Origin of the sequence: Niallia oryzisoli (genome assembly GCF_036670025.1) — a bacterium.
In the GTDB taxonomy this organism is placed as follows: domain Bacteria; phylum Bacillota; class Bacilli; order Bacillales; family Cytobacillaceae; genus Bacillus_BD; species Bacillus_BD oryzisoli.
Genome location: NZ_CP137640.1, coordinates 4,312,592 through 4,325,346, shown reverse-complemented (window position 1 = coordinate 4,325,346; position 12,755 = coordinate 4,312,592). Strand labels below are relative to the sequence as shown.

The following is a 12,755-nucleotide window of genomic DNA, read 5'->3' as shown; positions in this document are numbered from 1 at the left end:
TACATAAATCAAATTTCTGCAAAGGAGTACGAGCATGGAAAAAAACGAAACAAAAGAAGTTGAATCCGTCTATCATCAATTGATAGAAGCATGGAATACACGGAGTGCCCGCGGTATGGCGGACTTATTTAGAGAAGATGGTGAGAGTATAGGATTTGATGGAAGCATCTCACTTGGCAGGGACGAGATATTTTCACATCTGAATCCTATTTTTCGGGATCATCCTACGGCCCGGTTTGTCACAAAAGTCAAAGCAGTGCGGTTGTTAAGTTCAGATTCTGCCATTTTAAGGGCAATTGCCGGAATGGTAGCGCCGCAGCAATCGGATATAAACCCGAATGTGAACACACATCATACACTTGTAGTGATAAAGAAAGAAGGAAAGTGGTGGATTCAATTGTTTCAGAACACTCCTGCACAATTTCACGGCAGGCCTGAATTAGTGGAACAAATGACAGAGGAGCTAAGGCAATTATTATAAGATAATTAAAAGGGAATAGTTTGCTGTTCTGTTAAACAAAAATGCCAACTCCTAATACAAAGGGAATTGGCATTTTGTATACCTTTATAGTTTAATCTTCTACCTCAACAATGATTTCAAGCTCTACTGCAGCATTTTTAGGAAGCTGTGCCAATCCAACAGCCGTACGTGCATGAACGCCTTTTTCACCGAATACCTCAACAAATAAATCTGAAGCACCATTGATTACTTTTGGATGATCGGTAAAATCAAGGGCAGAATGCACCATCCCCAAAACCTTTACGACCCGTTTGACACGAGATAATTCTCCAAGTTCACTCTTTAGGATTCTTATAACATTAACCGCGGCCTGGCGGGCTGCTTTATAACCATCTTCTACAGTTAAATCCTGTCCAAGTGTTCCTAAGTACTGATCAGAAATTTGTCCCGATGTAAAGATAAGGTTACCCGTACGTACACAACCAATATAATTGCCTAATGGCTGTCTAGCCGGTTCAAGAATAATTCCTAACTCTTCCAGCTTGTTCTCTGGTGTCTTAACAATATTCGTCATGTTCTTATCCCTCTTTTACTATGTTTTTTATTCTAAATATAACTATCAAAATAAGGTTTTTATCCTTAATTGAATATTTCGACATAAAATGGAATAATCCTTTTTTGGTACACCAAATAGTGCATTTTCAATTATTTAGATGCACTGCCTTTTTATGTATTTTTAAAAGAAAAGACACATGATTGATTCAATAAAAAACATTTTATATTAATAAAATAATTATAGATGACACTTAATAATGATAGTATAATAAAAATCTATCAATCTTTAATGATATCACAGTTTCAAAACGCTAGCCTTCATGCATCATTCATTAAGTCATCCATTATAAAAAGGGGGGAACGTGATGCAAGCAGGTAATTCGCCAAGCCAACTGCAAAGAGGATTAGAACAACGGCACATCACTCTTATGGCATTGGGATCTGCAATTGGAGTTGGATTATTTTTAGGTTCTGGATCAACGATTCAACTGGCAGGTCCGGGAATTTTATTAGCTTATGTATTTTGTGGCATGATTATCTTTTTTATCATGAGGGCATTAGGTGAAATGGGGATACAAAATCCTGTGGCGGGATCCTTTAGTCAATATGCCCGTGATTATTTAGGAAACTTGGCCGGATTTATTACAGGCTGGAATTATTGGTTCCTATGGACCGTAACCTGTATGGCGGAGCTTACGGCTGTGGCCATTTATATGGGATTTTGGTATCCGGACGTACCGCGTTGGATTTGGGCGCTTTCTGCATTAGTCATCATCATGCTGGTTAATTTTTTATCGGTAAAAGCGTTTGGAGAGCTTGAATTTTGGTTTGCTCTTATTAAAATTGTCGCAATTGTTTTTATGATTGTTGTTGGCTTTGCCATGATCTTCTTCGGATTTGGGAATGGAGGAGTGGCTACAGGTATCAGCAATTTATGGAATCATGGCGGACTGTTGCCTAATGGTATAACAGGTGTTTTTATGTCATTACAAATGGTTATGTACGCATTTTTAGGCGTTGAAATGATTGGTCTGACAGCAGGGGAAGCAAAGAATCCTGAAAAAACTCTTGCAAAGGCTATCGATACCGTATTTTGGCGCATTCTTATCTTTTATGTCGGTGCCTTATTCGTTATCATGTCTATTTATCCTTGGACAGAAATTGGCACGAACGGTAGTCCTTTCGTGTTAACGTTTGATAAAATCGGAATTCCAGCAGCTGCAGGAATTATTAACTTTGTTATATTAACAGCAGCTCTTTCTTCCTGTAACGGTGGAATTTTCAGTACGGGCCGGATGTTGTTTAACTTAGCAGAAAATGGTGAAGCACCGAAAGCTTTTGCTAAAACGAACAAAAACGGCGTGCCGAGCATAGCAATTATTGCAACCGCAGCGGCATTAGTAATCGGCGTTGTATTAAACTATTTAGTGCCTGCAAAAGTATTTGCATGGGTGACATCGATCTCAACCTTTGGTGCAATTTGGACATGGGCAGTGATACTACTGTCTCAAATGAAATTTCGTAAAGATTTAACACCTGAAGACAAAAAACAATTAAAATTCAAAATGCCGCTCTATCCGTTTAGTTCCTATTTTGCCTTGGCGTTCTTAGCAATGGTGATTGGAATCATGGCGTATTTCCCTGATACAAGAATTGCTCTTTATGTGGGTCCACTGTGGATTGTGATCCTCGTAGCAGCTTATTATTTCGGCGGCCTGCATAAAAAAGCCAAATCTGCTTCAGAAGAGCAGGAGGAAAATGTAGTTTAAAAGGCTAAAAGAGGCTGTCCTGGATAGGACAGCCTCTTCTTTAGTTTTCTTTGATTTCTTTGCGGTTTTTCTTGAATAGCTTGGATAGGACTTCATATACGATTGGGACGATGATTAATGTTAACAAGGTTGAGCTTGTTAGACCCCCAATTACGGTAATTCCTAATCCTTTGGAGATTAGACCGCCTCCGCCAGAACCAATGGCTAACGGAATTAAGGCGCCGATTGTTGCGATAGCTGTCATTAAGATAGGACGCAGACGTGTTGAACCCGCTTCAAGTATAGCTTCGCGCATTCCCATTCCATCACGTTCCATATGAATAATCCGGTCTACAAGCACGATGGCGTTTGTTACGACGATACCGATCAGCATCAAAAGACCCATCATAACGGATACGGAAATGGTTTCTCCGGCAATCAGTAAGCCGACAAATGAACCGATCACGGTAAACGGCAGGGAGAACAGGATTGCAAATGGAGCAAGTCCTTCTCCAAATGTAACAACAAGGATAAAGTAGACGATCGCAATGGCTGCAAGCATCGCCATACCAAGCTGCGTGAAGGTTTCAGTCATATCAGCCTGAACACCTGCCACGCCCATGGTGACACCTTTTGGCAGGTCTAATTTATCAATGGCTTTATCAACGGCAGATGTTGCTTTTGACAAATCTTCACCAATAACGGTTCCTGAAACTGACGCATAGTATTCACCTTGGCTGCGTGCCAATGTATTGAGAGTTGTTCCTTCTTCAACCTTTACCAGCTCTGACAGCGGCATGGCTGTCCCAAGTGCTGTTGGTATTTGTCTGTCTAAAATTTCATCAATTGACTTAGGATCTTCTGTTTGTTCCTGCTGGACAATTACTTCGATGTCGTTTCCGTCTTTTTCAATGGTTGTTAATACATCCTGTGTTTTCGTTGGGTTTAACATCATAACAATTTGTCCTGTTGTTAACCCATACTGCAGTAATTCATCCTGCTCCACTTTGAACGTATACTCAACATAAGGATTTTCTGCACTGGATGTAACGTCTTCTAAATGGTCATTCTTTTTCATCACATTTTCGACTTTGTCCACTGCTTTATATAGTTTATCTAAATCCTCACTGTAGAAGGTGTAGCTGACTTCATTAGAAGCCATGGACGACATAGAAGAGAAGTTTTGGCTCTTCCACTCGCCGGATTGATTGATATTAGATACATAGTCTTCGATATCTTTACGAACCTCTGGGAAGTTTTCCATGTCCGGGTCAAAAATTAGGTACATTAAGGCACCGTCACCACCGCCACCCATCATCGCGGTCATTGGATCACCGCTTTCGGTTACGGAGACTTGAACAATATCAATATCCTCTCGTTTTAACATCTCTTCTTCAACTTTTTGAACGTTCGCTAAGGTGTCTTTCTTCAGCTCGCCTGTTCCTGGCGTGTAGGTTAAATACATCACTTTTTCTTCCTCACTGCCCATGAAGCTGAAGCCGATTAATGGTGTTAATGCCAAGCTTCCAGCTAATAAAACTACAGCCAGAATGGAAGTAATGATTTTATGATTTAATGCCTTGTTCAATAATCCCTTGTACCAGTTCGCTAATTTTCCTGCCTCTTTATGACTGCTCTCCGTTTTTTCACTGTAAAGTTTTTTCCTAAATAAGAAGTGGGAGAGGGCGGGTACAATGGTAATCGCAACAATTAATGAGGCACCAAGGGCAAAGGTCATTGTTAATGCGAATGGTGCAAATAACTCTCCAACCATACCGCCGACAAAGATAAGAGGTGCAAATACAGCAACAGTTACCAATGTGGAAGATAGTATTGGTTTGAACATTTCGATCGTGGCTTCACGGATAAGAGCTCGGCCTGTTAATTTCTCTTCGCGTAAATGGAGACGTCGATAAATATTTTCCACAACAACAATGGAGTCATCAATAACACGGCCGATGGCGACTGTAATTGCTCCAAGTGTCATGATATTCAGCGTAATATCCAGCCAGTGTAAGAGCAGCAGTGCCATGAAAATCGACACTGGAATTGAAATGATAGAAATAATCGTTGATTTAAAATCACGTAGGAATAAAAGGATAATTAACACTGCAATAAGCCCGCCAAAAACAGCTTTCTCAACCATTGTTGAAACGGATTCTTCAATTGGTGCACCTTGGTCAAGTGAGACATCAATTTTGAGGCCATCTATCTTTTTTTCTTGGTCTTTAATTAAATCTTTTACTGCATTAACAACATGAACCGTATTGTCCTGTTGTTCTTTAACAATTTGAATGGTAATTGAATTTTCTCCGTTTGTACGTGAAACGGATTGTTCTTTTCCTATTAGTTCCACTTTTGCAATATCACTAAGCTTTACAAATGGGGAAGGTTGTGCTGCTGAAGGAGTGACAGGAATCAGCATTTCCTTCAAATCATCAAGCGACATGAACTTGCCGTCCACTGAAACAGCTTGTTCACCTTCTTTAAACTCGAAAAGACCTAATGAAACAGCCATGTCGCTGGCTTGAATCATTTCCTTTACTTTATCTTCTGTTAATCCTAGTTCAGCCATTTTTGCTTTGTCATATGTAAGCTGAACTTCTTCAAGATGCTGGCCCGCAATAGTGACAGATGCAACGCCATCGACTTTTTCAATTTTTGGGACTAAAATATCTTCGACTGTTGATGTTAATTCAACGATATCCTCTGATTGACTGCTGACACTAAGCGCTACTACCGGCATCATATTCATGCTGACAGCAGTAACTGTCGGCTCTTGTGCATCATCTGGTAAATTGACATTATCTAATGCAGCTTCTAGTGCACGTTTTGCCTCATCCATATCCACGCCATATTCGTATTCGACTTGTAAATTGGCCATATTGGAATAGGAATTGGAGAAGACATTTTTCACATCTTCGAGTCCTTCTACAGCCTGTTCAAGAGGAATGGACACATCCTCCATTACTTGTTCAGGAGTTGCTCCAGGATATACATCCATGACCATTAGGTATGGAATGGAAATATCAGGGATGGTTTCCATTTTCATTTTCGCTGCTGAATACATGCCGGAAACCGTAATGATAATCGTAAGCAGCCATACGGCCAGTTTGTTTCTTATGACAAAATTGACTAACCCTTTCACTATTACACCTACCCTTAATTGACTTGCTAAGCTCAAGTATTTATACTAATGACTAGTCGGTCATTTGTCAATGATTAGGGGAGATGAAATAACATGTTAAAAAAGCAATTAATTATGGAGAAAGCTCTTGAACTTTTTGCTAAACAAGGTTTTGAGGCTACTTCTATAAAGCAGATAACGGATTATTGCGGGATTTCGAAAGGGGCTTTTTACCTGTCGTTCAAGTCAAAGGACGAATTGATTTTGACTTTGATTGACCATTTTATGATTCAAATTACTTCGGATATTGACTATATAGTCAAAAACACGAATGACGATGATAAACTATTATATGAATTCTATTATACGACATTTGAATCGTTTCAAAAGCATTCTGATTTTGCCAAGATATTGATCAAGGAACAGTCACAAACGTTAAATAAAGAATTGATTGAAAAAATTCATTCATATGATCGATTATTAGAAAAACTGATCTTGTCCATGATTGACCGTTTATATGGAGATGAGATTACCCATACAAAATATGATTTGATGTATTGTATTAAAGGTTTTATGAGCATTTACTCTAATTTATTATTTTTTCAAAATGCCCCATTAGATTTGCAGCAGATGTCGCAATCGCTTGTGGAAAAAACAACGATCTTAGCACAGCATACGACCATACCGTTTTTATCTGAAGAGCTTGTTCAAATTACGACATATTCGATGCATGAAAAGATAACAAAGGAACAAATTATTGAGTTAATGGAGCAGAAAATTGCTGAATTGGAAGATTCCATCGAAAAAGAATCATTAATCCTGTTAAAACAGCATCTCCTTGAACCCAGCCTAAGTCCTGCGATTGTAAACGGACTTCAAGAAAATATCCGAAACCATCCACATTGTAAATGGATTGCTTACCTGCTGCGCAACTATTAATGGTGTCATTGATGGTGTTAGGCACTAGAAAAAGACAAACTGGGGCATCTTGTCTTTTTCTAGTGCCTAACACCATTTCTTAATCAAAATACTGTAAGAAGTGCTATAATAGTAGTAGAGAAAGAAAAGAAGGCTGCTAGATTTACGATAGGTTAGCGTTATGTTGATTAACTCTTTTATTGAAAGCGTTTTAATAACAGGGGGATGAGTGAAATGTCAGATCAAGCAGTCGTAAAGCAGGGTACAATTATTTGTCAGGAGTGTGGAAAAGAAATAGACGCAGTTGAGAATACAAACGGTGTCAAAACATGGTATGGGATTTGTAGAGACTGCGCCGATATAAAGGAGAAGGAATAACCTTTTCTGAAAGAATACAGCCTTTGTAGTTAGAGCCATAATAAATGATTGAGACCTGTACCGGGTCTCTTTTTATTTTTACGGTGGAAGCATGGGAACGGTTCTTTTGCTTCCATTCCATCTTTTAATAGATGTCACAAATTACCATAAAATAAAACTAGCCCCTAATTCGCAGCAACGCACGATATTTTGGTTAGAAGCGTGTGTGGACACATATAATCAAAACAGAGCTACACTACGAAAGGAGCTAATTTCTTTCGCAGTATGTCCAGAAGAAGGGTGATATACACATCCTTATCTATAGAGTATGTTGGTTTTACGAGACTTGAAGGCAGGAGAACCGTCCCTCTGACCATAAATGGTAATATGGAGAAAATGAGAATATGACTGAGGTAATTAAATGGGGAAAAAGAAGAAAAACAAGAATTTGTCATTTTAAGCATATATTTTTTAGGTGTTTATAATATATAGCTGAGTAAGAGGAATTAAAGAAAGTGAAAGAAAGTGAGCTTGTAGCATTGGGCTTACTTTCTTTCGTTATTAGAGAAGAGCTTTAGAAAGTAACAAACGTCTATCTTTTTCCTTTTTGGGTAAGATGATGAGTGATGCTTTGAAAGTCAGTGTCGTCGAGTATACCTAGCTTTTTAAATAAGGCTGTATACCCAAGAATTCTTTTATGGATACGATGGTTCATGTGAATGTTCACAGCTCCTTTTTACATTATTTTATGCTCGTAAGACAAAAAGTTTCCTTAAGGAAAAAGATTGGCGGAAGTTCTTGTCTATCCGGTATTTTTTTTCATAAAAAAAGAAACTCTTTAGTGGATAGCCTGCTTGTATAGAGGCTTTATCGTCGGAAGAGTTAATTATGAAGTATTAAGTAGGGCAGATCCGTTACAATGTGCCGCCGTCCGTATTCCCGGATGACCTGTAAAAAGCGCAGCTGAATCCCGCTAATCCCTCCTCCCGCAATCACAACATCATACTTCATCTCAACCAACACTATTCTACAAAAACAACTTCCAGTTTCTGTATATAACACAGTAAAAGATTAAACCGTCAACAATTTAAAACGCTGTGAATTGTTAGGAGCACAGGGACGGTTCTTCTGCTTTCAATAATTTTAAGGCCAGAGTCACTTAGTTTATTAGAAAATAGATAAAACTTAATCAATTTATAATGAGAATCATTATCATATATTGGCGTTAGAAATAATAACTTTACACCATATATTTCACGATGTCATTTGTCTTTAGTCTATTAATAAATAAACCAATAACCATGAAAAGAGGAATTGTATATAACACAACTAACTCTATATGTATACGGGATTACCTATGTTGATAGTCTACATTTAATTGAACAGTCTATCAGAAACTTGCACAGCATTGTTTCTGTTAAAGGTACATTGCCAAAAGGGAAGATTACAGTAAAATTTAGACAAAGTTTTATCCGTTCAATGGATAACATGATAGAATTGAGGATCATGGATTTGAGGTAGTAAAGAAGATACAAAAGGATTCTTGCTTTGATACTTATAATTAAAAATACAGCTAATATTAAGAGCAAGAGAAAAGCATTTGATACTGCTTTGTTCTTGCTCTTAATAATAAAAAATAAGTGTAATAGGTTTACCAAAGGATAGAAGAATTCAAAAGAAAGAAATAGATGGAAGCAAGAGAACCGTCCCTCTGATTCTAGGAGTTTATTCTCTGCATTCTTTGAAGAAGTAGTCCGTCTGTCTGATTGTTTTCTCCGGTTTCGAAGGTAGTCATGTAGTGGGTTAGATATTTGCCATATTGGTTTTCTGTTTGATGCAGGAGTTCGTCTACATAATAGGCACCTTTTGGAATGGAATCTTTTAGGAGGACAGCTAGAGCAGCGTAGACACCGCTGGCAACTTGGAAGTAAGTGGCATTTGTTTGAAATTTGGAAAATATTTCTTCGTTAGAAGATACATTATACATATAATGTTCTTTGTCTTGGTAGACGACAAGGACGCCGACTAAGTCTTCTCCATCAAGCGGTGCTTTATCAGGGTTCAGTACTTCCATATCATAGTCCCATAATTTATCAACATCATCTAAATTGGTCCTAATTATGTCTGTCGTATGGTCATTCACTTTGTATAGAAATCCGCTTTCGAAATCATAAATTTTTCCTAACGTAAAAATCTCCTCATGCGGCATTAAACAGCCGTAAAACTGTTTGTTTCCCAAGGTAACCTTAAATTCAATATCATATACATCTTCATATAAATACAGCGGGGTATGATGATGAATATACATTGGGTAGCTTGCAATTGCCTCATCGAGAAAACATTCAGGTGACCAGGTTGTGTAGATAGTATTCTCTTTCGCCTTTAAAGGATTTTTATAAAACGAGGTGTCATGCTCGACAATATAACAGGCAAGCGGTTTTTCCTTTGAATCTTTTAAAAGTTCGTATGCCATCCATTGAACCACTCCAGGATTCATTCCTGAACCAATGATTGCAGTGGTATTAGTGAAAAGGTCTTTGTGCTTTTCTAAATGGTAGATTCTCTCTGCTAATTGAAATCCTTCATATAGTTCTTCATTTTCATCAATATACGTATTCTCTAATGCTGTATTAACGTACTTAACACCGAGTTTATTACAGCATTGAAGCATCTCCACGGTATCTCCCCAAGAAACATCAATCACAACCAACGTTTTAGTGCTTTTCAAATGCTTCGTCAGTTTCTTTATATCCTTAAGATCAAATTGATGTAAAACGAAATGCTGGTACAATTCAGGAAACAGACTACTATAGTACTCTAAATCCTTTTGATTTTTATCAACCAAGTGAATCACAGAATTCTTAATAAGAGAGTGGATTGGATCGCTCGTATCAACAACAGACTTATTCAAAATAGAGAGTACAGACTTTGCAACACCACCAGCACTTCCCAAAACAGTTATTACAGTATTATTATCCTTCATTTTACACATCCTTTGAGGCAGGGGGACGGTTCTTTTGCTTCCAAAAAATAAAGAACTCCTTTAGTAGAATACTCTTGGTCCTATGCTTATCCCCCAGAATTTGAAATATTACTTAATTATATTTATTTGACTTAGTAGTTGCTTGTACAACTAACTATGAAACCAGAAATAGGTTCCTTTTTTATTAAATTAGTGTGGTCAGAGGATATTATTTTACGAGCCATTAATATTGAGGCTCCCAATATTATACAAATATTAAGATATGGGAAAAAGAGGTAGGGGGATAGTATCTTAGTTTCAAAAAGTGAATTTGGAAGCAATAGAACCGTCCCCTTGTTTTTTATGAGTAAAATCAGGTGTTGTTTTTGTCTTTGTCAGCTAATTAATCATTTATAAAAAAGTCTGCATTTTTTTAAAAGTGCTGCATATTCTGTATTATAACAGTTTTGAGTGGTGTAATCTGTATCAAACAAAGGGAGGGTATATAATGTTACAAAGTCCAGTTGATTTTTTTAGAGAATTACCGAAAAAAATCTGTGTTGAGTGTGGGCAAATTATTGAGGAGCAGGCTGAATCGTATTTAATGGAATGCGATCACTGCTTGTCTAAGAGAGTTGAATAATCGAAAAAACTTTAATGATTCTCCCGTATTTAACCCAACCTCCATTTGTCGGAGGTTTTTTTATTGCTCAAATTGTGAGGATTATAATGGAACGTAAAGGACTTTGTCATGGAGTATCATTCTGTATTATAACAGTTTGTTTTAGGAAGCAAGAAAACCCCATGCTTTCTTTTCGGAAGTAAAATACGATGTGAAATTCTTTGAGATAAAAAAACCGTTTTGATACAATTTAGGTGACTATATGATGTGGAGGTATACATATGACACTTAGTGGAAAAGCGGCGATTGTTACGGGGGCAAGTAGTGGTATTGGGGAAGCGACAGCGTTTGCGTTGGCAAAAGCAGGTGCAAATGTAGCGTTGGCGGCCCGGAGAACAGAACGTCTTGAAGAATTGAAAACGAGGATAGAAAATGAAACAAACGCAAAAGCGATTGTCGTAAAAACAGATGTAACGGATAAAGCTGCTGTGGAAATGCTTGCCGCGAAAACGAAGGAAGCATTTGGCTCTATTGATATCTTGGTGAATAATGCTGGAGTTATGCTATTATCTCATATTAAAAATGATTTAATTGATGAATGGACTAGGATGGTGGATGTGAACATTAAAGGTGTTCTGCACGGCATTCATGCTGTCCTACCTACGATGCTTGAACAAAATACTGGCCATATTATCAACATTTCATCGGTTGCAGGTCATGAAGTGACTCGGACCAGTACGGTTTATTCTGCAACCAAATACGCTGTCCGTGCTCTTTCAATGGGGTTGGAGAAAGAGTTTTCGACGACTGGATTACGCGTGACCAATATTTCACCTGGAGCCGTTGAAAGTGAATTGAGAGAGCATATTACAGATGAAGAGGTTCGCTCTAATTTAGGAAATAAGAAGAGAACGCTTTTACATGCAGACGATATTGCCAATGCGATTGTGTATGCTGTGTCTCAGCCTGAATATGTGAACGTTAATGAGATTATTGTACGTCCAAAACTAAATTACTAATAGGTTTAGAAAAACAGCAGCTGTAATTGTGTTTAGCTGCTGTTTTTATATGGCAGTTGAATGTCGATTAAATGAATATTCTTGAGAATTAATCTGTGAAAACTGTATCTTAACTTAATTTTTGCTTAAAAATAAATCGAACAAAGAAGCAGAAAAACCCTCCCTCTGCTTCCAATAGAGAGGAGTTTTATGATGGCGTTTTATGAGAGGTTGACTCCGTTTTATGATGAGATTTTTCCTGTGAATGAGACGGCTTGTGATTTTTTGTTATCGTTTTTTGAAAAGGCTGAGATTGTGTTGGATGTTGGGGCTGGTACGGGGAATATGGCGATGGCGCTTACGAAGAAGGGGCTGCGGGTGATTGCGGCTGAGCCGGATGTAGCGATGGCTGAGTATATAGGCAAAAAGGCTGGTGAAAATAACGTAACAATTCCCGTTCATATCAAAGCGATGCAGGAAATCGACCAGATAGCTGAAAAGGTCGGTGGGATTTATTGTATTGGAAATACACTGCCGCATGTGAATAACTCAGAAGAGTTAGGGCTTTTTATAAAAAAATGTTATGAGCTTCTAAGTAATGGAAACCGATTTATTCTTCAGCTTGTGAATTATGAAAAAGTGCTATCATCGGTTAATGATTTTTCATTTCCAGTCATTCAAAAAGATGACTTAACGTTTACAAGGTACTATAGGCAGGAAGGAGAAAAAATCATTTTTACTACTAATTTAACCGTAAAAGGAGACAAATTTTCTAACTCAATTCCCTTATATCCAGTAACCTCTAGTCAATTGATTCCCATTCTACATGAGGTCGGTTTTGAAGTGGAACATGTTTATGGGAATTTCGCACGTCAGGAGTACTCGAAGAATTCACCAGCATTGGTCGTTGTCGCAAAAAAGCGGGTTTAAACCTATTTCCTCAATGCAGGCTGTTCATCTTCGTAGGAGCATGGGGACGGTTCTTTTGCTTCCAAAAAGGAAGCAAAA

General features: G+C 37.9%; 10 protein-coding genes. 7 read left to right on the top strand and 3 right to left on the bottom strand.

The window, feature by feature from the left end; all coding sequences use genetic code 11:
* The first annotated feature begins 34 nt into the window (after positions 1-34).
* Positions 35-481 (top strand): SgcJ/EcaC family oxidoreductase, encoded by a 447-nt coding sequence (locus tag R4Z09_RS21675; protein ID WP_338448804.1) that lies wholly within the window; start codon positions 35-37, stop codon positions 479-481.
* A gap of 91 nt (positions 482-572) precedes the next feature.
* On the opposite strand, the gene R4Z09_RS21670 is transcribed toward R4Z09_RS21675, so the two are convergent.
* Positions 573-1,034: a RidA family protein gene (locus tag R4Z09_RS21670; RefSeq protein ID WP_338448803.1), complete on the bottom strand. Its 462-nt coding sequence runs from the start codon at positions 1,032-1,034 to the stop codon at positions 573-575.
* Between the two features lie 346 nt (positions 1,035-1,380).
* Here R4Z09_RS21670 and R4Z09_RS21665 point away from each other — a divergent pair, with 346 nt between their 5' ends.
* Positions 1,381-2,784 (top strand): amino acid permease, encoded by a 1,404-nt coding sequence (locus R4Z09_RS21665; protein ID WP_338448802.1) that lies wholly within the window; start codon positions 1,381-1,383, stop codon positions 2,782-2,784.
* A 40-nt stretch (positions 2,785-2,824) separates the two neighbouring features.
* On the opposite strand, the gene R4Z09_RS21660 is transcribed toward R4Z09_RS21665, so the two are convergent.
* Positions 2,825-5,911, bottom strand: a complete 3,087-nt coding sequence (locus R4Z09_RS21660) for an efflux RND transporter permease subunit (protein ID WP_338448801.1) — start codon at positions 5,909-5,911, stop codon at positions 2,825-2,827.
* A 93-nt stretch (positions 5,912-6,004) separates the two neighbouring features.
* On the opposite strand from R4Z09_RS21660, the gene R4Z09_RS21655 reads away from it, so the two are divergent.
* Positions 6,005-6,829 (top strand): TetR/AcrR family transcriptional regulator, encoded by an 825-nt coding sequence (locus tag R4Z09_RS21655; protein WP_338448800.1) that lies wholly within the window; start codon positions 6,005-6,007, stop codon positions 6,827-6,829.
* 213 nt (positions 6,830-7,042) lie between these two features.
* Positions 7,043-7,186, top strand: coding sequence for a GapA-binding peptide SR1P (locus R4Z09_RS21650; protein WP_338448799.1), 144 nt, complete (start codon positions 7,043-7,045; stop codon positions 7,184-7,186).
* Between the two features lie 1,696 nt (positions 7,187-8,882).
* On the opposite strand, the gene R4Z09_RS21645 is transcribed toward R4Z09_RS21650, so the two are convergent.
* Positions 8,883-10,148, bottom strand: coding sequence for a saccharopine dehydrogenase NADP-binding domain-containing protein (locus tag R4Z09_RS21645; RefSeq protein WP_422392210.1), 1,266 nt, complete (start codon positions 10,146-10,148; stop codon positions 8,883-8,885).
* A gap of 487 nt (positions 10,149-10,635) precedes the next feature.
* Between R4Z09_RS21645 and yhfH the strand changes: the two genes are divergently transcribed.
* The 3 genes from yhfH (at position 10,636) to R4Z09_RS21630 (ending at position 12,677) form a co-directional block, all read left to right on the top strand.
* Positions 10,636-10,770, top strand: coding sequence for a protein YhfH (gene yhfH / locus R4Z09_RS21640; RefSeq protein WP_338448797.1), 135 nt, complete (start codon positions 10,636-10,638; stop codon positions 10,768-10,770).
* Positions 10,771-11,030: 260 nt separating this feature from the next.
* The gene (locus tag R4Z09_RS21635; RefSeq protein ID WP_338448796.1) at positions 11,031-11,768 is read left to right on the top strand and encodes an SDR family oxidoreductase; all 738 of its coding nucleotides are present in this window, start codon (positions 11,031-11,033) and stop codon (positions 11,766-11,768) included.
* Positions 11,769-11,957: 189 nt separating this feature from the next.
* The gene (locus tag R4Z09_RS21630; RefSeq protein WP_338448795.1) at positions 11,958-12,677 is read left to right on the top strand and encodes a class I SAM-dependent methyltransferase; all 720 of its coding nucleotides are present in this window, start codon (positions 11,958-11,960) and stop codon (positions 12,675-12,677) included.
* Positions 12,678-12,755: the final 78 nt, after the last annotated feature.

Bases quoted from the DNA above. Each gene is read 5' to 3' on its own strand.
- R4Z09_RS21675 (WP_338448804.1), top strand. From the start codon at position 35: ATGGAAAAAAACGAAACAAAAGAAGTTGAATCCGTCTATCATCAATTG.
- R4Z09_RS21665 (WP_338448802.1), top strand. From the start codon at position 1,381: ATGCAAGCAGGTAATTCGCCAAGCCAACTGCAAAGAGGATTAGAACAA.
- yhfH (WP_338448797.1), top strand. From the start codon at position 10,636: ATGTTACAAAGTCCAGTTGATTTTTTTAGAGAATTACCGAAAAAAATC.
- R4Z09_RS21655 (WP_338448800.1), top strand. From the start codon at position 6,005: ATGTTAAAAAAGCAATTAATTATGGAGAAAGCTCTTGAACTTTTTGCT.
- R4Z09_RS21650 (WP_338448799.1), top strand. From the start codon at position 7,043: ATGTCAGATCAAGCAGTCGTAAAGCAGGGTACAATTATTTGTCAGGAG.
- R4Z09_RS21630 (WP_338448795.1), top strand. From the start codon at position 11,958: ATGATGGCGTTTTATGAGAGGTTGACTCCGTTTTATGATGAGATTTTT.
- R4Z09_RS21645 (WP_422392210.1), bottom strand. From the start codon at position 10,148: ATGAAGGATAATAATACTGTAATAACTGTTTTGGGAAGTGCTGGTGGT.
- R4Z09_RS21670 (WP_338448803.1), bottom strand. From the start codon at position 1,034: ATGACGAATATTGTTAAGACACCAGAGAACAAGCTGGAAGAGTTAGGA.
- R4Z09_RS21635 (WP_338448796.1), top strand. From the start codon at position 11,031: ATGACACTTAGTGGAAAAGCGGCGATTGTTACGGGGGCAAGTAGTGGT.